At 65.2% G+C, this 19,696-nt stretch carries 15 protein-coding genes, 1 tRNA gene and 1 pseudogene; 11 read left to right on the top strand and 6 right to left on the bottom strand.

From position 1 onward, the window contains the following. A pseudogene (locus DFQ15_RS17950) lies at window positions 1-146 on the top strand (IS630 family transposase); the annotation flags it as partial. Here DFQ15_RS17950 and DFQ15_RS15100 read toward each other — a convergent pair. From DFQ15_RS15100 to DFQ15_RS15085, 4 genes are all read right to left on the bottom strand, one after another. Next, window positions 127-765, bottom strand: a complete 639-nt coding sequence (locus DFQ15_RS15100; protein ID WP_110466780.1) for a plasmid recombination protein — start codon at window positions 763-765, stop codon at window positions 127-129. The pseudogene DFQ15_RS17950 and the gene DFQ15_RS15100 overlap by 20 nt on opposite strands. A gap of 648 nt (window positions 766-1,413) precedes the next feature. Then, a tRNA-Ser gene (locus DFQ15_RS15095) sits at window positions 1,414-1,504 on the bottom strand. 67 nt (window positions 1,505-1,571) lie between these two features. Continuing rightward, window positions 1,572-2,492: an SPFH domain-containing protein gene (locus tag DFQ15_RS15090; RefSeq protein WP_110466779.1), complete on the bottom strand. Its 921-nt coding sequence runs from the start codon at window positions 2,490-2,492 to the stop codon at window positions 1,572-1,574. Between the two features lie 41 nt (window positions 2,493-2,533). Continuing rightward, a complete protein-coding gene (locus DFQ15_RS15085; protein ID WP_110466778.1) occupies window positions 2,534-2,962 on the bottom strand; it encodes an NfeD family protein in 429 nt (142 codons plus the stop codon). 160 nt (window positions 2,963-3,122) lie between these two features. On the opposite strand from DFQ15_RS15085, the gene DFQ15_RS15080 reads away from it, so the two are divergent. Both DFQ15_RS15080 and DFQ15_RS15075 read left to right on the top strand, forming a co-directional pair. Continuing rightward, entirely contained in the window at window positions 3,123-5,471 is a 2,349-nt protein-coding gene (locus tag DFQ15_RS15080) for an arginine/lysine/ornithine decarboxylase (RefSeq protein ID WP_110466777.1), read from the top strand. Between the two features lie 79 nt (window positions 5,472-5,550). Then, window positions 5,551-6,114: a fasciclin domain-containing protein gene (locus DFQ15_RS15075; protein ID WP_110466776.1), complete on the top strand. Its 564-nt coding sequence runs from the start codon at window positions 5,551-5,553 to the stop codon at window positions 6,112-6,114. Between the two features lie 84 nt (window positions 6,115-6,198). On the opposite strand, the gene DFQ15_RS15070 is transcribed toward DFQ15_RS15075, so the two are convergent. Both DFQ15_RS15070 and fabI read right to left on the bottom strand, forming a co-directional pair. Continuing rightward, on the bottom strand, window positions 6,199-7,053 hold the full coding sequence (locus DFQ15_RS15070) for a DNA ligase (RefSeq protein WP_233504543.1): 855 nt from the start codon (window positions 7,051-7,053) through the stop codon (window positions 6,199-6,201). A gap of 54 nt (window positions 7,054-7,107) precedes the next feature. Beyond that, window positions 7,108-7,902, bottom strand: coding sequence for an enoyl-ACP reductase FabI (fabI, locus tag DFQ15_RS15065; RefSeq protein WP_110466774.1), 795 nt, complete (start codon window positions 7,900-7,902; stop codon window positions 7,108-7,110). A gap of 47 nt (window positions 7,903-7,949) precedes the next feature. Here fabI and DFQ15_RS15060 point away from each other — a divergent pair, with 47 nt between their 5' ends. The 8 genes from DFQ15_RS15060 (at window position 7,950) to infB (ending at window position 19,589) form a co-directional block, all read left to right on the top strand. After that, window positions 7,950-9,773, top strand: a complete 1,824-nt coding sequence (locus DFQ15_RS15060; protein ID WP_110466773.1) for an extracellular solute-binding protein — start codon at window positions 7,950-7,952, stop codon at window positions 9,771-9,773. Window positions 9,774-9,776: 3 nt separating this feature from the next. After that, on the top strand, window positions 9,777-10,805 hold the full coding sequence (locus tag DFQ15_RS15055) for a microcin C ABC transporter permease YejB (RefSeq protein ID WP_110466772.1): 1,029 nt from the start codon (window positions 9,777-9,779) through the stop codon (window positions 10,803-10,805). Between the two features lie 104 nt (window positions 10,806-10,909). Further along, on the top strand, window positions 10,910-11,998 hold the full coding sequence (locus DFQ15_RS15050; protein WP_110466771.1) for an ABC transporter permease: 1,089 nt from the start codon (window positions 10,910-10,912) through the stop codon (window positions 11,996-11,998). Further along, window positions 11,995-13,671, top strand: a complete 1,677-nt coding sequence (locus DFQ15_RS15045) for an ABC transporter ATP-binding protein (RefSeq protein ID WP_110466770.1) — start codon at window positions 11,995-11,997, stop codon at window positions 13,669-13,671. Before DFQ15_RS15050 ends, DFQ15_RS15045 begins: the two co-directional genes overlap by 4 nt. Window positions 13,672-13,925: 254 nt before the next feature. Then, a complete protein-coding gene (locus DFQ15_RS15040; protein ID WP_110466769.1) occupies window positions 13,926-14,330 on the top strand; it encodes a thioredoxin family protein in 405 nt (134 codons plus the stop codon). Window positions 14,331-14,491: 161 nt separating this feature from the next. After that, the gene (gene rimP / locus DFQ15_RS15035; RefSeq protein ID WP_110466768.1) at window positions 14,492-15,097 is read left to right on the top strand and encodes a ribosome maturation factor RimP; all 606 of its coding nucleotides are present in this window, start codon (window positions 14,492-14,494) and stop codon (window positions 15,095-15,097) included. A gap of 100 nt (window positions 15,098-15,197) precedes the next feature. Further along, window positions 15,198-16,682, top strand: a complete 1,485-nt coding sequence (nusA, locus tag DFQ15_RS15030) for a transcription termination factor NusA (protein WP_110466767.1) — start codon at window positions 15,198-15,200, stop codon at window positions 16,680-16,682. A gap of 24 nt (window positions 16,683-16,706) precedes the next feature. Further along, window positions 16,707-19,589, top strand: a complete 2,883-nt coding sequence (gene infB / locus DFQ15_RS15025) for a translation initiation factor IF-2 (protein ID WP_110466766.1) — start codon at window positions 16,707-16,709, stop codon at window positions 19,587-19,589. The last annotated feature ends 107 nt before the right edge of the window (window positions 19,590-19,696 follow it).

Below are 19,696 nucleotides of genomic sequence, written 5' to 3'. Positions count from 1 at the left end.
GCGTGGCCGATCTGGAGCGCTCCATCCGGCAATACATCGACCGACATAACGCCGACCCGAAACCTTTCATCTGGCACAAGAGCGCCGATACGATCCTCGCAAAGGTCGCTCGGGCTGCCCATAAACTTAGTTCTGCTTATTTTTGAGACACCACACTAGCTTATTGCCCAAACTTGCAGCACTCGCTGTACCGTCTGCTAGGCCATCGTTGTAACCTTGTAATCTGGCATCATCGTAAATCTTCTGTCTGGTCTCTTTGACCATAGCATCGATTTTCGCTTGCGCTTTCGATTGGACCCAGCCTGCACGGGTCATACGAACCCTTTTAGGTCCAAAACGCAGTTGACCATACCTAGCTCCTACCTCTAAGAAAAAATCGTCCTGGAAAGCCCTCATGCCTGCAATATAGGCATCGTTCTGTTCGCCCTTGCTCAATTTTGCAATTTTCGCAGCTCTTGCAGGAGCTTTTCCAGAATGGATAGAGTCAAACTTTTCCCCAGGTAATGGCACCACATAATAGTGGCAGTGCCTGAACGCCTCGTCTGTATGTTCCACAACAGACCTTAACCGGTCTCCGTATTTTCCTTTAAGATAACTCACGGTATCCTGATTGTACCGTTTCCACTGGTCTTGGGGCATTTCTTCATCGACTGAGAAAACCCCCGCTATCATAATGGGAGCATCTTTACGCAACTTCCTACCGATTTCATCGGTGGAATTATTGCCCCATACAGTAGCCATCGCCAAGACTTCGTCTGGCGACATGCCAAAAACTGGCTTCGGTTTTTGTGGCGCTGCAACGTGGGGGCAAGACCCTTGCTTTCTATTAAGCGCGTGATGTCACTCACGAGAATCTCCCTCACATGGCACTTGCTGCCAAAGAACTCGACAAATTCTTTAACAGCGTTCTTCACTGCAATGATGGACCCTGGCTTCAATGGCCTCAGGGTCAAGAATTTGTCTAATACTTCTGTGAAGGTAAGGCCGTAGGCGGGTGTTTGAGCCACCTCCCTCGATTGGAGCGCAGCGACTGGGACTATGGCAGATTGCACAGCCGTCAATGCTTCCATGAGTCTTGCATGGTCATCGGGGCCGTTACTCTTGATGCGGGTAACACCGCCGCCGATCTCCAACTCATAGCGCGATAGCCTGTTGCTATCAAAATTGAAGTCCGATAGTGTTGGCTTGACCATGTGTAGTGCCTGCAAAAGTGACAGTGCACGTAGCTTAGCGACTGCTGGGTCAGCAGTCTTCAACGAACGTTTGAACTGCAACCCGCCCACACGGGTGTGCAGGTAGTACGAGCCGCCTCGCAGATAGATAGGCAATGTCAGCACTTTTGCTACCAAAAATGCTACCAAGCAAAACGCAAAAAGCCTTACAAACCATTGATTTGTAAGGCTTTTTTTGATCTGGCGGAACAGGCGGGATTCGAACCCGCGGAGGGCTATTAACCCTCACACGCTTTCCAGGCGTGCGACTTAAACCACTCATCCACCGTTCCAGAGCTTACGATTATAGCCACGGGAATCCGGCGGTTTCGCCGGTCGCGCGGGGCGCCGCGGCAAAAGTCAGGGCTGGCGTGGCGGCACGGTGCCGACCATCTTCATCGCCGATGCGATCAGGGCCGACACCTCGGTCATGTTGCTCGGGACGATCAGCGTGGTCTTGGCGTCAGCCGCCACCTGGCTGTAGGCGTCCACCGCGCGTTCGGCCACCTTCAGCTGCACCGCCTGTTCGCCGCCCGGCTGGCGGATGGCTGCGGCCACCCGCTCGATGGCACCGGCGGTAGCCTCGGCCAGTGCGGTGATCGCCGCTGCCTCGCCCTTGGCGTTGTTGATCGCGGCCTGCTGTTCGCCTTCCGACCGGGCGATCGAGGCTTCGCGCTCGCCGGTAGCGATGTTGATTTGCTCCTGGCGGCGGCCTTCGGACGCGGCGATCAGGGCCCGCTTGCCGCGTTCGGCGGTGATCTGGGCCTGCATCGCCAGCAGAATTTCCTTCGGCGGGGTCAGGTCCTTGATCTCGTAGCGCAGCACCTTCACGCCCCAGTTGAGCGCGGCCTCGTCGATCGCGGCGACGATCTGGGCATTGATCATGTCGCGCTCCTCGAAGGTCTTGTCGAGCTCGAGCTTGCCGATCACGCTGCGCAGCGAGGTCTGCGCCAGCTGCGTCACCGCCATGATGTAGTTGGACGATCCGTAGCTCGCCCGCATCGGGTCGGTCACCTGAAAGTACAGGATGCCGTCGACTTGCAGCTGCGTGTTGTCGCGGGTGATGCAGACCTGGCTGGGAACGTCGAGCGGGATTTCCTTCAGGCTGTGCTTGTAGGCCACCTTGTCGATGAACGGAATGAGGAAGTTGGCGCCCGGTGTCATCGTTCCGTGGTACTTGCCCAGGCGCTCCCGCACCCAGGCATTCTGCTGCGGCACGAACTTGACCGACTGGGTGACGAAGATGATCGCGATGACCAGCAGGACCAGGGATATTTCCATTGAGTCTCCTTTGCATGTGCGCACCGCCGGGGCGCGCGGTTTCAGATCTTGTCGACGACGAGGCGGGTGCCGACCACTTCGACCACCCTGTGGGCACCGGTACTGCCGGGCAGGGCGCCAGGCCGGGGCACCACCGTCCAGCGGGCGCCGCGGTAATGCACGTGGGCGGTGCCGTCCGGCTCCCATTGGACGACCTGCACCGTCTCGCCGATGTCGAGGTTCACGTCGGGATCGGCGCTGGCCGCGGGTCCCGACGGCGCGCGGCGTGTCAGGAAACGCCAGACCAGCACCGCGCCGGCGCCGATCGCCGCCGCCACAACGATCTGCAGCGGCAGCGAGGTGCCCATGTGCGCCGCCACGGCCGCGGCGGCGAAACCGCCGCCGATCAGCAGCAGATAGACCGTGCCGCTCAGCATCTCGGCAGCGATGGCCGCGCCGGCCAGGAGCCACCAATAGGTGGAAAGTGCCAAATCGAATCTCCTCGGATGCATATCTCCGCCGATGGCGAGTCACCCTGTAACGTGCTGTCATTCTGGACCATCGACACAAACGCGCCATCCCAAGTCCTTACACTTCGCGGCTCTTTCGCCTTTGCCGCATTCGTCCCATCTCCCAGACCGGAGCCCCCGCATGAAATTTCGCTTCCCCATCGTGATCATCGACGAGGACTTCCGCTCGGAGAACACATCGGGCCTGGGCATTCGCGCGCTGGCACAGGCCATCGAGAGCGAGGGCTTCGAGGTGCTGGGCGCCACCAGCTACGGCGACCTGAGCCAGTTCGCGCAGCAGCAGAGCCGGGCCAGCGCTTTCATCCTGTCGATCGACGACGAGGAATTCAGCCCCGGCCCCGACCTGGACCCGGCCGTGCTGAACCTGCGCACCTTCATCGCCGAGGTGCGCCGCAAGAACCTCGAGGTGCCGATCTACATCTACGGCGAGACGAAGACCGCGCGGCACATGCCCAACGACATCCTGCGCGAGCTGCACGGCTTCATCCACATGTTCGAGGACACGCCGGAGTTCGTGGCGCGCCACATCATCCGCGAGGCCAAGAGCTACCTGGAAGGCGTGCAGCCGCCGTTCTTCAAGGCCCTGCTCGACTATGCGGAAGACGGTTCCTACTCGTGGCACTGCCCGGGCCACTCGGGCGGCGTGGCGTTCTTGAAGAGCCCGGTAGGCCAGATGTTCCACCAGTTCTTCGGCGAGAACATGCTGCGCGCCGACGTCTGCAACGCGGTCGAGGAACTGGGCCAGCTGCTCGACCACACCGGCCCGGTGGCCGAGAGCGAGCGCAACGCCGCGCGCATCTTCAACGCCGACCATTGTTTCTTCGTCACCAACGGCACCAGCACCAGCAACAAGATGGTCTGGCACCACACGGTGGCGCCGGGCGACGTGGTGGTGGTCGACCGCAACTGCCACAAGTCGAACCTGCACGCGATCATCATGACCGGGGCGATTCCGGTGTTCCTGAAGCCGACGCGCAACCACTTCGGCATCATCGGCCCGATCCCGCGCTCGGAATTCGACATCGAGACGATCAAGGCGAAGATCCGCGCCAACCCGCTGTTGAAGCACATCGATGCCGATACCGTCAAGCCGCGCATCCTGACGCTCACGCAATCGACCTACGACGGCGTGGTCTACAACACCGAGACGATCAAGAAGGCGCTCGACGGCTACGTCGACACGCTGCATTTCGACGAGGCCTGGCTACCGCACGCGGCCTTCCACCCGTTCTACGGCCCGTACCACGCGATGGGCAAGAAGCGCGCGCGGCCGACCGAGTCGCTGGTGTTTGCCACCCAGTCGACCCACAAGCTGCTGGCCGGCATCAGCCAGGCGAGCCATGTGCTGGTGCAGGACAGCACCAACCGCAAGCTCGACCGGCATCTCTTCAACGAGGCCTATCTGATGCACACCAGCACCAGCCCGCAGTACGCGATCATCGCCAGCTGCGACGTGGCCGCCGCGATGATGGAGCCGCCCGGCGGCACCGCGCTGGTGGAGGAGAGCATCCTGGAAGCGCTGGATTTCCGCCGGGCGATGCGCCAGGTCGAGGCCGAGTTCGGCCACCACGACTGGTGGTTCAAGGTCTGGGGTCCGGAGAAGCTGGCCGAAGAGGGCATCGGCTTCGCCGACGACTGGATCATCAAGGGCGAAGACCGCGACGCCAAGTGGCACGGCTTCGGCACGCTGGCCGACGGCTTCAACATGCTCGACCCGATCAAGGCGACCATCGTCACCCCGGGCCTGGACATGGACGGCAAGTTCGCCGAGACCGGCATCCCGGCCAGCATCGTGACCAAGTTCCTGGCCGAGCACGGCGTGATCGTGGAGAAGACCGGGCTCTACAGCTTCTTCATCATGTTCACCATCGGAATCACCAAGGGCCGCTGGAACACGCTGCTGACCGCGCTGCAGCAGTTCAAGGACGACTACGAGAAGAACCAGCCGATGTGGCGCATCCTTCCGGAGTTCTGCCAGCAGTACAAGCGCTACGAGCGCATGGGCCTGCGCGACCTCTGCCAGCACGTTCACCGCATGTACGCCGAGTACGACATCGCCCGCCTGACCACCGAGATGTACCTGTCGGACCTGACGCCGGCGATGAAGCCGAGCGACGCCTACGCCCACATCGCCCACCGCAAGACCGAGCGGGTGGAGATCGACCATCTGGAAGGCCGCATCACCACCAGCCTGGTCACGCCGTACCCGCCGGGTATTCCGCTGCTGATCCCCGGCGAGGTCTTCAACAAGAAGATCGTGGACTATCTCAAGTTCGCCCGCGAGTTCAACGCCAAGTGCCCCGGCTTCGAGACCGACATCCACGGCCTGGTGGAACTGGAAGACGAGAGCGGCAAGGTGCGCTACTACGCCGACTGCGTGGCCGCCACCGTATCTGCGCCGCAGCCGCGCGCGAGCGAGGAGAATCTGGTGCAGGTGGGCTCCGACGGATCTTTCTCGCGCACGATCTGAATCCGGGTCGGGGGCGGCGTGCGTAAGGCTGGCAGGGACGCACATGCCGTGCGGCCCTCTCATCATCCAGGAGGTTTCCATGAACGCAACCATCTCTTCCCGTGCTCTTGCTTCCCTCGGCATCGCCGCTGCACTGACGTTCGGCGCCGTGTCCGCCATGGCCCAGGTCACCGTGGGCGGCGCCCCGATGTACCCGACCAAGGACATCATCGACAACGCGGTCAATTCGAAGGACCACACCACGCTGGTCGCCGCCGTCAAGGCCGCCGGCCTGGTCGAGACGCTGAAGGGCCCAGGTCCTTTCACCGTGTTCGCACCGACCAACGCCGCCTTCGACAAGCTGCCTGCCGGTACCGTCGATACCCTGGTCAAGCCCGAGAACAAGTCCACGCTGACGACCATCCTCACCTACCACGTCGTGCCCGGCAAGCTGGACTCGAAGGCCCTGCTGGCCAAGATCAAGGACGGCAAGGGCAGCGCATCGCTCACCACCGTGCAGGGCGAGGCACTGACCGCCAAGACCTCGGGCAAAAATATCGTGTTGACTGATGCCAAGGGTGGCAACTCGACGGTGACGATCGCCGACGTGATCCAGTCCAACGGTGTGATCCACGTGGTCGATACCGTCCTGATGCCCAAGTAAGCATCGACATCCCCTGCGCTGCGGCGCATGCAGAAAAGGAGCGCCGCGGCGCTCCTTTTTCCATGGCGAACCCGATAAGAGCCGTCAGAGATCGGGCCGTTCGCGCAGGAAGGTGGCGAAGCGCGGAATGCCGCTGTCGTGCAGCCCCCGGTAGCGGTAGCTGATCCAGCTGCCGACGGCCGGCGGCTTGCGCCGCTGCTCGTCGGTGAAGCCCGAGCCGACGCGAAAGCGCTTGCCGTCGGCGCCCTCGACCAGCAATGCGCCCAGCTGGCCGGAGTACTTGCCCTGTCCGTCCAGCCAGGCCACCACGCGCGCATCGGCATCCTCGTACGGCTTGAGCTTCAGCAGGTCGTCGTTGCGCTCCGGCTTGTAGAGCGATGCGCCCAGGTGCAGCATCAGGCCCTCGCCGCCACCCTGTACGGTGGCGCGCAGCAATTTCGTCAACGCCTCGGGACTCGCCACCCGGCTTTGCGGGACCGCCCGGGCATAGGGCGAGTCCACGGTCGACATCAGTCCGTTCAAGATCGCGAGCCGCGCGGTGAAGGTGCCGGCCTGCGCCGGCAGGTCGAACACCATGAAGCGCATGACGCGCCAGGCCTGCTCGTCGGGCACCTGCTGCCTAACGGTGGAAACGGCCTTCTGGAACTGGCCGCGGCCGGCCCACAACTCGCCGTCGAGCGGCACCGTGGGCCAGCCCTTGGTGAACCAGGCCGGCGGGTTCACCTTCTCGCCGCCGCGGGTCCATAGTTGGCGGCCGTCCCAATAGCCCCGCACGCCGTCCATCTTCTCGCTGACCCAGTAGTCGGCCAGCGGAACGCCGGGCCGGTAGCGGTTGGCGAGCATCAGCGCCGGGACAGTGCCGGCCCGCAGCGCCGGCGCGGCGGCAGCGGTGAGCAGCGCGACCAGCAAGCGGCGGCGGGACGGGCTTTTGCTATTCAAAATATAGCAGCAGGTCGGCGTGGATCGACGGCTGTGGCTACGATTCATCCGAATTCAGGTTGCAGGGCTCTCGGCGATGCCGCCTACGGCCTGGCTGAAGCCGCCGTCCACGTAGGTGATCTCGGCGGTCACGCCGCCGGCCAGGTCGCTCAGCAGGAACGCGGCGACGTTGCCCACGTCGTCGATCGTCACGTTGCGGCGGATCGGCGCCGTCTCGGCCACCACCGACAGGATCTTGCCGAAGCCCTTGATGCCGCTGGCCGCCAGCGTCTTGATCGGGCCGGCGCTGATGCCGTTGACCCGCATGCCCTTGGGACCGAGCGACTCGGCCAGGTAGCGTACCGAGGCCTCCAGCGACGCCTTGGCCAGGCCCATCGTGTTGTAGTTGGGCACGGTGCGCATCGCGCCCAGGTAGGTCAACGTGAGCAACGCGGACTTGTCGTTCAGGTAGGGCAGGGCGGCCTTGGCCATGGCCGGGAAGCTGTAGGCGCTGATGTCGTGGGCGATCTTGAAGCCCTCGCGGCTCAGGCCTTCGAGGAAATCGCCGGCGATCGCCTCGCGGGGCGCGTAGCCGATGCTGTGCACGAAGCCGTCGAAGGTCGGCCAGGCCCGGGCCAGGTCGGCGAAGAGCTTGTCGATCTGCGCATCGTCGCCCACGTCGCAGTCGAAGATCAGGGTCGAGTCGAAGTCGGCCGCGAATTCGGTGATGCGGTCCTTGAAGCGCTCGCCGACGTAGCTGAAGGCCAGCTCGGCGCCTTGCGCATGGCAGGCTCGGGCGATGCCGTAGGCGATCGAGCGGTTGGACAGAACACCCGTGATCAGCAATTTCTTGCCGGCCAGAAAACCCATAGTTCGAACTCCGAAAAATCGCTGTGAAAATCCAGCAGAATTGTCGCATGCGGGTTTTGCTGGTCTCTCTGCTCCTGGGTTGCACGTCGTGGTCGTCGTGGGCGGCGCATGGCTACGCGCTGTGGGGCGACCTGAAGTACCCGCCGGGCTTCGACCATTTCGACTATGTGAACGCCGATGCGCCCAAGGGCGGCGAGCTGCGTCTGGTGAGCAGCCAGCGCACCTCGACCTTCGACAAGTACAACCCGTTCACCGTCAAGGGCAGCGCGCCGGCCTACCTGTCGGATCTGATGTTCGATTCGCTTCTGGCCGGTTCGTTGGACGAGACCGGCTCCGGCTACGGCCTGCTGGCGGAAGACGTGGAGGTCGCCGCCGACGGTCTTTCGGCCACCTTCCGCATCCGGCCGGCGGCGCGCTTCCACAACGGCGATCCGGTGCTGGCGGCGGATGTGAAGCACACCTTCGACACGCTGATGGGTCCGTTCACCTCGCCCGGCTACAAGACGCTGCTGGACGATGTCGCCGGTTGCGACGTGGTGGACGAGCGCACCGTGCGCTTCCGCTTCAGGAAGGCCAACCGCGAATTGCCGCTGACCGTCGGCGGACTGCCGATCTTCAGCCGCCAGTGGGGTGTGGAGAACGGCAAGCCCAAACCTTTCGACCAGGTGGTGGTGGACCCGCCGATCGGCAGCGGTCCGTACACGATCGGCCCGGTGCGCTTCGGCAAGGACATCACCTATGTGCGCGACCCGCAGTACTGGGCGCGCGACCTGGGCGTGAAGCGCGGCACCGACAACTTCGACCGGATCACCATCAAGATCTACGCCGACAACACCGCCCGGCTCGAGGCGCTGAAGGCCGGCGAGTTCGATGCGATGCGGTTCTTCTCCGCGGGCGACTGGGCGCGGCGGCTGACCGGGCGCAAGTTCGATTCCGGCGAACTGGTCAAGGGCGAGTTCCGACACCGCCTGCCGACGGGCTTCCAGAGCTACGTGCTCAATTCCCGAAAGGAAAAGCTCTCCGATTCGCGGGTGCGCGAGGCGCTGGGCCTGGCCTTCGATTTCGAGTGGATGAGCCGGCAGATGTTCTACGGTGCCTACGGCCGGGTCAACGGCCTGTTCGGCAACACCGATTGCGCCGCCACCGGCATGCCCTCTGCGGAAGAATTGGCGCTGCTCGATCCCTTCAAGAATGAGCTGCCGCCGGGCACCTTGGGCCCGATGACGGTGCCGCCCCGCACCGATGGCGACGCGACGCTGCGGGGCAACCTGCGCCAGGCCCAAGCCCTGCTGAAGGAGGCCGGCTGGACGGTGCGGGACGGCCGCCTGCGCAATGCCCGTGGCGAGCCGATGGTGCTGGAGTACCTCAGCGCCGGCGAGGGGGGCGCCCGCACCGAGTCGGCCTGGGCGCGCAACCTGGAGAAGCTGGGCATCACGCTGAACGTGCGTGCGGTCGATTACGCGCTCTACCAGCAGCGGCTGCAGAAATTCGAGTTCAACCTGACCACGATCAATTTCCCCGGCACCCACAACCCCGGGCAGGAATATGCCGACATCCTCGGCAGCAAGGCCGCCAAGACCGAGGATTCGGGCAACTACATGGGCGTGTCGAGCCCGGCGGTCGATGCGCTGATCGCGCGGATGGTCGGCGCCAGGACCAAGGCGGAGCTGTTGCCGGCCTGCCGCGCGCTGGAGCGGGTGATCGCCCACGGCCACTACCTGATCCCGCAGTGGTTCGCGCCCAACCACCGCATGGTCTACAACGCCCACCGCATCGCCATGCCCGCGCAAGGCATGCCGCCCTACACCAGCACGCCCGAGACCTGGGTGGCCGATACCTGGTGGGCCAAGACACCCGCCGCCCAGGACTGACCGATGCTGGCTTATGTTCTGAAGCGCCTGCTGCTGATGGTGCCCACGCTGTTCGGCGTGATCCTGATCACCTTCACGGTGATCCAGTTCGTGCCCGGAGGCCCGGTGGAGCAGTACCTGGCGGAGGCGAAGGCCGGCGCCCGGGGCGGGGCCGAAAGCGGCGGCACCTCCTACCGCGGCGGGCAGGGCGTGGACCCGAAGCGCATAGAACAGATCAAGGCGCTCTACGGCTTCGACAAGCCGCCCCACGAGCGCTTCCTGCAGATGCTGGGCCAGTTCGCCCGCTTCGACCTGGGACGCAGCTTCTTTCAGAACAAGGACGTGTGGCAGCTGATCCAGGAGAAGCTGCCGGTCTCGATCAGCCTGGGCCTATGGACCTTCTTCATCAGCTACCTGGTGGCCGTGCCTCTTGGCGTGGCCAAGGCGGTGCGGGCCGGCTCGCGATTCGATTTCTTCACCACCCTGATCGTGCTCTTCGGCTATGCGGTGCCGGGCTTCGTGCTGGGCGTGGCGCTGCTGGTCGTCTTCGGCGGGCAGCTGCAGTGGTTCCCGCTGCGCGGACTCACCTCGGCCAACTGGTCCGAGCTGAGCCCGGGCGGCAAGGTCGTCGATTACCTGTGGCACATCGCGCTGCCCGTCACCGCGATGGTGGCCGGCAGCTTCGCCGTCACCGCGATGCTGACCAAGAACGCGTTCCTGGAAGAGATCCGCAAGCAATACGTGCTGACGGCGCGGGCCAAGGGCCTGAGCGAGCGGCAGGTGCTGTGGCACCATGTGTTTCGCAATGCGCTGATTCCGATCATCACCGGCTTCCCGGCCGCGTTCATCGGTGCCTTCTTCACCGGCTCCCTGTTGATCGAGACCTTGTTCTCCCTCGACGGCCTGGGCCTGCTGAGCTACGAGAGCGTGATCCGGCGCGACTACCCGGTGGTGCTGGGCACGCTCTATTTCTTCACGCTGATCGGTTTGGTGACCAAGCTGGTCTCCGACCTTTCCTATGTCTGGGTGGACCCTCGTGTACGGTTCGACTAACCCCCAGGCTTGCCCACTGCGTGTGGCCGCCCACCCCCTTGCAGGGGGCAACAACGGTGGACCGGCGGAGCCGGATCCACGGTGTTTCTGGTGGAGGTACGGGCATGGTTGAGGCGGTGGATGTTCGTGGTTCATCGCCGACCCTGACGGAGGGTGCGCCGTATGCGGCTTCCGTCTCGCCGGGGCGGCGGGCCTGGCAGCGTTTCAAGCGCAATCGGCTCGGCTTCTGGAGTCTGGTGGTGTTCTGCACGCTGGTGGTGCTGAGCCTGGGCGCAGAGCTGCTGTCGAACGACCGGCCGCTGCTGGTGCGCTACGAAGGGCAGACCTATTTTCCGATGGTGCGCGACTACCCGGAGACGACCTTCGGCGGCGATTTCCTGACCACCACCGACTACCTCGACCCGTTCATCCAGGAGCGCCTGTCCCGGGGCGGCAACTGGGCGCTGCATGCGCCCAATCCCTACGGCCCGAAGACGCTCAACTACTTCGCGAAATCGCCCAATCCGTCGGCCCCGACCCGCGACAACTGGCTGGGCACCGACGACCGCGGGCGCGACCTGCTGGCACAACTGCTCTACGGCTTCCGGGTCAGCGTGCTGTTCGCGCTGGCGCTGACGGCGGTCGGCGTGGTGCTGGGCGTGGCGACCGGTGCGGTCCAGGGCTTCTTCGGCGGCAAGACCGACCTGGCGTTCCAGCGCTTCATCGAGATCTGGGGATCGATGCCCGAGCTGTACCTGCTGATCATCTTCAGCGCGATCTTCGCGCCCAGCATCGCCCTGCTGCTGGTGCTGCTCTCGCTCTTCGGCTGGATGGGCCTGTCCGACTACGTGCGGGCCGAGTTCCTGCGCAACCGCCAGCTCGACTACGTAAAGGCGGCGCGCGCACTGGGTGTGGGCAACCTCGACATCATCCGGCGCCACATCCTGCCCAACAGCCTCACGCCGGTCGTCACCTTCCTGCCGTTCCGCATGAGCGCTGCGATCCTGGCGCTGACCTCGCTCGACTTCCTCGGCCTGGGTGTGCCGCCGGGCACGCCGTCGCTGGGCGAACTTCTCAGCCAGGGCAAGGCCAACATCGACGCGTGGTGGATCTCGCTGTCGACCTTCGCGGTGCTGGTGACCACGCTGCTGCTGCTGACCTTCATGGGCGATGCGCTGCGCGACGCGCTCGATCCGCGAAAGGCCCACGCATGAGCGACGCACCATCGCCTGCGGGCGACCTCCTTCCCGGCTTGCCGACCCCGTCTGGCGCTGCGGCGCCGTTGCTGGAAGTGCGCGGCCTGCGCGTCGGCTTCGGCGGACACGAGGTGGTCCACGGCATCGACTTCGCGCTGCATGCGGGCGAGAAGCTGGCGCTGGTCGGCGAGTCGGGGTCGGGCAAGACCGTCACCGCCCTCAGCCTGCTGCGTCTGGTGCCCGATGCCGCCTATGGTGGCAGCGCGGTGTTCGCCGGCCTGGAAGAGGCCGACGGCCCGCGCGACCTGCTGGCCCTGTCAGAGCGCGAGCTGCGCGGCGTCCGGGGCCGGGAGATCGCGATGATCTTCCAGGAGCCGATGACGGCGCTCAACCCGCTCTTCACCGTCGGCGAGCAGATCGCCGAAGTCCTGCAGCTGAAAAAGGGCCTGGCCCAGGCGGATGCCCGGCTTCAAGCTATAGATTTAATAGCATCGACCGGCATTCCCGAACCGAAGCGCAGGGCCGGCGCCTATCCGCACCAGCTCTCGGGCGGGCAGCGCCAGCGCGCCATGATCGCGATGGCACTGGCCTGCCGGCCGCGCCTGTTGGTGGCCGACGAGCCGACCACCGCGCTCGACGTCACGCTGCGCGGCCAGATCCTCGACCTGCTCTCCGCCCAGCAGCAGGAGACCGGCATGGCGGTGCTGCTGATCACCCACGACCTGCACCTGGTGCGCCGCTTCGCCGACCGGGTCGCGGTGATGGAGAACGGCCGCATCGTGGAGCAGGGGGCCGTCGCCGACGTGTTCGCCCGGCCGCAGCATCCCTACACGCGGCGGCTGCTCGACAGCGTGCCGGTGCGCGACGTGGTGGAGCCTGCTGCGGAGGGTGCGGCGCCGCTGCTGGAAGCGCGGGCGCTGCAGGTCGCCTATCCGGTCCCGCGGCCCGGCCTGCACGGCTGGTTCGGCAAGGATTTTTTCATCGCGGTCCGGCATGCCGACTTCACGCTCGGGCCCGGCCGCACGCTGGGCGTGATCGGCGAATCGGGCTCGGGCAAGTCCACGCTGGCGCTGGCGGCGCTGGGCCTGCAGCCGCATACCGGCGAATTGCGGGTCGCCGGCCAGGCTTGGGGACAGGGCTCCGCGGCAGACCGGCGGTTGCGCCGGCGCTTGCAGGTGGTCTTCCAGGATCCGTTCTCCTCGCTCTCGCCCCGTATGACGGTGGGCGAGATCGTGGGTGAGGGCCTGCGGGTGCACGCCCCCACCCTCGACGGTGCGGCCCGCGATGCCCGTGTGCGGCAGATGCTGGGCGAGGTGGGCATGGCCGAGGCGCAGTTTCCCGGCCTGCTGGAGCGCTACCCCCATGCCTTCTCCGGCGGGCAGCGCCAGCGCATCGCGATCGCCCGCGCGCTGATCGTCGAGCCCGAGGTCCTGGTGCTCGACGAGCCGACCAGCGCGCTCGACGTCACGATCCAGAAACAGGTCCTGGGCCTGCTGCAGCGGTTGCAGCGGCAACGGGGCCTGGCCTACCTGCTGATCACCCACGACGTGGACGTGATCCGCGCGATGGCGCACGACGTGCTGGCGATGAAGAACGGCGAGATCGTCGAAGCCGGCCCGGTGGCCCGGCTGCTCGACGCACCGCGGCATCCCTATACCCGGCAACTGGCGGCGGCGGCCCTCGGCCGTTGAGACAACCCGCGCCACGGCAGAGTGCGGCGATAGGTCCAGGGATGCGGGCCCGGTGCCGGAATAGAGTTCGGGCCCCTGCGCAGCGGAAATCCACCATGCCATGGTTTGCGCCGTGCCGGTCGCCATCCGGTCGCTCCAGCATCTGCTCGACACGGCGAAGTCGCGGCCGTGGCATCCTTCGTCCGCGCACCCTGGTGCCACGCGGCGGCCACGGTCGGCGCGCCCGAAGTGCAACGCGTGAAAGAATCGTCCCCATGAATGGTTTTCCGTCGGGTCGCCCCGCTTCGGTGGCGACGTGGACCGTCGTCTGTCTGTGCGCCGAATGGTGCGGCGTCTGCCGCGACTACCGGCCGATATTCCAGCGCATGGCCGCGGCCTCGCCTGACACGGCCTGGCACTGGCTGGACGTGGAAGACCATGCCGACACCGCGGGCGATTTCGATGTCGAGACCTTTCCCTGCCTGCTCGTCGCGCAGGGCGAGCGGGTGTGTTTCCTGGGGCCTCTCACGCCGCATGCGTCGGTGCTGCAACGGCTGCTGCAGACGCTGCGGGAGGACCCGGCCTCCAGCCGGGCCTCGATGCCCGACGGCGCGGACGCGCTGTGGCGGCGGATCCGGGCCGCTTCTTATCCGATTCCCGGGGGGGGGCGGCTTGCATAAACCCCTGGCTGCGGAGTAGAATGCAAATCTCACGACCAAACGGGCGGGTACCAACCGCCCGTTTTTTTTGGTCGATCGTTTTTCATCCGGACTTCGTCCATTCCGTGCAGGCCGCGCGGGGTGGCAGCCGGATTTTGCATTTGGGTAGCGACAGAATCAACGTGGCACTGCAGCAGATCGTCGAACAGACCGTCATCGGATTGGGATATGACCTCGTGGAGATCGAGCGCTCCGCGGGCGGGCTGCTGCGCATCACGATCGATCTGCCCTGGTCGGCCCCCGCCGAGGGCACCGCGCCGGTCGACAGCTTCGTCACTGTCGAAGACTGCGAGAAGGTCACCCGCCAATTGCAGTTCGCGCTGGAAGTCGACGCGGTCGAATACAGCCGCCTGGAGGTGTCGTCCCCCGGCATCGACCGCCCCCTGCGCCACCCGCAGGATCTGGAGCGTTTCGCCGGCGAGATCATCGACATCACGCTCAAGCAGCCGATCGGCGTCGCCGCCGAAGGCCAGGTCAACGCCAATCGCAAGAAGTTCCGCGGCACCCTGGAGCGCATCGACGCGCCGGTCGCCGAAGGCGCCAGCCCGTCGTGGCAGATCGTCTGGAGCGATGCGCCCGAAGGCAAGCCCGGCCAGCGCATCAGCAAGAAGCGCCAGGCCGCGCCGCTGCAGGCGATGCGGTTCACCCTCGACGAGGTGCGCGAGGCTCGCCTGGCACCGATCATCGATTTCAAAGGCCGCAGACCGCGGGGCGAGGTGCCCGAATGAGTCTGCAGCCGTTTCCCGTGTCTGGTATGGCAAGTGAGGCGTGGCGGCCCGGATTTCCGGGGAGCACCGCCGCCGTTGTTCAGGATAGGAGAGTTGTGGCATGAATCGCGAACTGTTGATGCTGGTCGAGGCCATCTCGCGCGAGAAGAACGTGGAGCGCGACGTCGTTTTCGGCGCCGTGGAGTCCGCGCTGGCGCAGGCGACCAAGAAGCTCTACCCGGGCGAAGTGGACATCCGCGTCGCGATCGATCGCGACACCGGCGTGTACGAGACCTTCCGCCGCTGGCACGTGGTGCCCGACGAGGCGGGCCTGCAGCTGCCCGAGCAGGAGATCCTGCTGTTCGAGGCCAGGGACGAGATGGCCGACATCGAGGTCGACGAGTACATCGAGGAAGCCGTCGATTCGGTGCCGATCGGCCGCATCGGCGCGATGGCCGCCAAGCAGGTCATCCTGCAGAAGATCCGCGACGCCGAGCGCGAGATGCTGCTCAACGACTTCATGTCGCGCGGCGACAAGATCTTCGTCGGCACCGTCAAGCGCATGGACAAGGGCGACATCATCGTCGAGGCCGGCCGGGTCGAAGGCCGCCTGCGCCGCGGCGAGATGATCGCCAAGGAAAATCTGCGAAACGGCGACCGTGTGCGGGCCATGATCATGGAGGTCGACCTGACGCTGCGCGGCGCACCGATCATCCTGTCGCGCTCGGCGCCCGAGTTCATGATCGAGCTGTTCCGCCAGGAAGTGCCCGAGATCGAGCAGGGCCTGCTGGAGATCAAGTCGTGCGCCCGGGATTCCGGCAGCCGCGCCAAGATCGCCGTGCTTTCGCACGACAAGCGTGTCGACCCGATCGGCACCTGCGTCGGCGTGCGCGGTACCCGCGTCAACGCGGTGACCAACGAACTCGCCGGCGAACGTGTCGACATCGTGCTGTGGAGCGAGGATCCGGCCCAGTTCGTGATCGGCGCGCTGGCGCCGGCCAACGTGTCCTCCATCGTGGTGGACGAGGAGAAGCACGCCATGGACGTGGTGGTCGACGAGGAAAACCTCGCGATCGCCATCGGCCGCGGCGGGCAGAACGTGCGCCTGGCCTCCGACCTCACCGGCTGGAAGATCAACATCATGGACGCCGCCGAATCGGCCCAGAAGTTGGCGACCGAGACGGATGCGGGCCGCAAGCTGTTCATGGAAAAGCTCGATGTCGACGAGGAAATCGCCGACATCCTGATCAACGAGGGTTTCACCAGCCTAGAAGAAGTGGCCTACGTGCCGCTGCAGGAGATGCTCGAGATCGAAAGCTTCGACGAAGACACGGTCAACGAACTCCGGTCGCGGGCCAAGGATGCGCTGCTGACCATGGAGATTGCCCGCGAAGAAAGCGTCGAGGGCGTGTCACAGGACCTGCGCGATCTGGCCGGCCTGACGCCGGACGTGATCGCCAAGCTGGCCGAAGCGAACATCAACACCCGCGACGACCTTGCCGACCTGGCGATCGACGAACTCACTGATATCACCGGCCAGTCTGCCGATGAAGCCAAGGAATTGATCCTGAAGGCCCGCGAACACTGGTTCGCCGGTCAAGAGTAGAGATCATGGAGGCCCGTACCCAATATGTCCAGCACCACCGTAGCCGAGTTCGCAACCGAACTCAAGAAATCCACTGAAACCCTGCTCGACCAACTGCGGTCGGCCGGCGTCAGCAAGGGCGCGTCCAGCGACGTCTTGACCGAAGGCGACAAGCAGAAGCTCCTGGGGTACCTGCAGGCCAGCCACGGCACCGTCGCCGCCGACCGCAAGAAGATCACGCTGACGAAGAAGTCGACCAGCGAAATCAAGCAGGCCGACGCCAGTGGCAAGGCACGCACGATTCAGGTGGAAGTCCGCAAGAAGCGCACCTTCATCAAGCGCGACGACGCGGCCGACAGCACGTCCGAGGGCGAAATCGAAGAACCCACCGCGGTGGAGTCGTCGTACGAGAGCCGGGAGCAGCAGGCGGTCGACAACGACCTCCAGCGCCGAGAGGAAGAGGCACGTCGCCAGGCACAACAGATCCGCGCGCAGGAATTGGAGCTGGGCGAGAAGCGGCGCGAGCGCGAAGACCGCGAACGCAAGGAGCGCGAGGCCGAAGAGCGCGCCAACGCCTACGCCGCTCAGGAGCAGGCCCGCAAGCAACAAGCTACGGCGGTGAAGGTGGAAGCCAGCAAGGAACAGGCGGAATTCGCCGCGGCCCGTGCCCAGGCGCAATCCGAAGCCCGCGAAAAGGCCGAAGCCGAGTCGCGTGCCCGTGCCGCCGAGGAAGCCGCACGCGCCACCGACCTGGAAGCCCGCCGCCGTAAGGCCGAAGCCGAGGCTGCCGCCATCCGTTCGATGATGGCAACGCCGAAGAAGGTGCTGGTCGCCGCCAAGAAGCCCGAAGAGCCGAAGCCGGTCGTCAAGCCCGCGGAAGCCAAGCCGGGTGTCAAGGGGACCCTGCACAAGCCGGTGGCCGGCACGGGCGTGCGGCCCGGTGCGCCGGGCGCGGGTGCCGCTGCGGGCGCCGGCAAGGAAGTCAAGTCCGCCAAGCTGTCGTCCAGCTGGGCGGGCGACCCCGCCAAGAAGAAAGAGATCAAGACCCGCGGCGACAGCTCGGGTGGCGTCGGTCGCAACAACTGGCGCGGTGGCCCGCGCGGCCGTCGCGGCAACGACCGTGGCGGCGACCGCGAGGATTACGGCCAGCAGGCGCCGGCCGAGCAGCGCACGATCGAAGTCCACGTGCCCGAGACCATCACCGTGGCCGAACTCGCCCACAAGATGGCGATCAAGGCCTCGGAAGTGATCAAGGCGCTGATGAAGATGGGCCAGATGGTCACCATCAACCAGCCGCTGGACCAGGACACCGCGATGATCGTCGTGGAAGAACTGGGCCATAAGGCGATCGTGGCCGCGCTGGACGATCCGGAAGCGTTCACCGAAGAGGAAACCCTGCAGCACAGCGCTGCGCAAGCCCTGCCGCGTGCGCCGGTCGTGACCGTCATGGGCCACGTCGACCATGGCAAAACCTCGCTGCTGGACTACATCCGGCGTGCGAAGGTGGCGTCGGGCGAAGCCGGCGGCATCACGCAGCATATCGGCGCCTACCACGTCGAAACCGAGCGGGGCATGGTGTCCTTCCTGGACACCCCGGGCCACGAGGCGTTCACCGCCATGCGGGCCCGTGGTGCGCAGGCCACCGACATCGTGATCCTGGTGGTCGCGGCCGACGACGGCGTCATGCCCCAGACCAGGGAAGCCATCAAGCATGCGAAGGCCGCCGGTGTGCCGATCGTGGTCGCGGTCAACAAGATCGACAAGCCCGGCGCCAATCCGGAACGCGTCAAGCAGGAACTGGTCGTCGAGGAAGTGGTGCCCGAGGAATACGGCGGCAGTTCGCCGTTCGTCAGCGTCTCGGCCAAGACCGGCCAGGGCATCGACGAACTGCTCGAGCAGGTGCTGTTGCAGGCCGAAGTGCTGGAACTCAAGGCGCCGGTCGATGCCGCCGCCAAGGGCCTGGTCATCGAAGCCCAGCTCGACAAGGGCCGCGGTCCGGTCGCGACGGTGCTGGTGCAGTCCGGTACGCTCAAGACCGGCGATATCGTGCTGGCGGGTTCGACCTACGGCCGCGTTCGCGCCATGATCGACGAGGACGGAAAGACGGCCAAGACGGCCGGTCCTTCCATTCCGGTGGAGATCCAGGGCCTGACCGAAGTGCCGCAGGCGGGCGACGAATTCATGGTGCTGCCGGACGAACGCCGGGCCCGCGAAATCGCGACCTACCGCGCCGGCAAGTTCCGCAACACCAAGCTGGCCAAGCAGCAGGCCGCCAAGCTCGAGAACATGTTCTCCGACCTGAGCGCCGGCGAAGTCAAGACGCTGCCGATCATCATCAAGGCCGACGTGCAGGGTTCGCAGGAAGCACTGGGGCAGTCGCTGCTCAAACTTTCGACTGCGGAAGTGCGTGTCCAGCTGGTGTACAGCGGCGTGGGCGGCATCAGCGAATCCGACATCAATCTTGCCATCGCATCGAAGGCCGTCGTCATCGGCTTCAACGTGCGCGCCGACTCGGGTGCCCGCAAGGCGGCCGAGACGAGCGGGATCGATATCCACTACTACAACATCATCTACGACGCCGTCGACGAGTTGAAGGCCGCGATGTCGGGCATGCTGGCGCCTGAGCAGAAGGAAGAGATCATCGGCACCGCGGAAATCCGCACCGTGTTCGTGGCCTCGAAGATCGGTACCGTGGCGGGCTCGTACATCACGTCGGGCCAGGTCACGCGCAACTGCCGTTTCCGCCTGCTGCGCGAGAACGTGGTCATCTATACCGGCGATGTCGAATCGGTCAAGCGCTTGAAGGACGATGTGCGCGAAGTCAAGGAAGGCTTCGAGTGCGGTATCAAGCTCAAGAACTACAACGACATCAAGGAAAACGACCAGCTCGAATTCTTTGAAATCAAGGAGATCGCGCGCACTCTGTAAGCGCGCCGAGATACCAGACCCGGTGCCGCGTTGCAGCCGCCTGGCCGTACGTGAAGTACTGTCTGCGGCGGCGCGCCTTGCACCGGGCCCGGTCTCTCGACGCTTGT

Source organism: Xylophilus ampelinus (assembly GCF_003217575.1).
Lineage (GTDB): Bacteria > Pseudomonadota > Gammaproteobacteria > Burkholderiales > Burkholderiaceae_C > Xylophilus > Xylophilus ampelinus.
The sequence above is the reverse complement of the archived record's forward strand: the minus strand, read 5'-3'. Positions and strand labels throughout refer to the sequence as shown.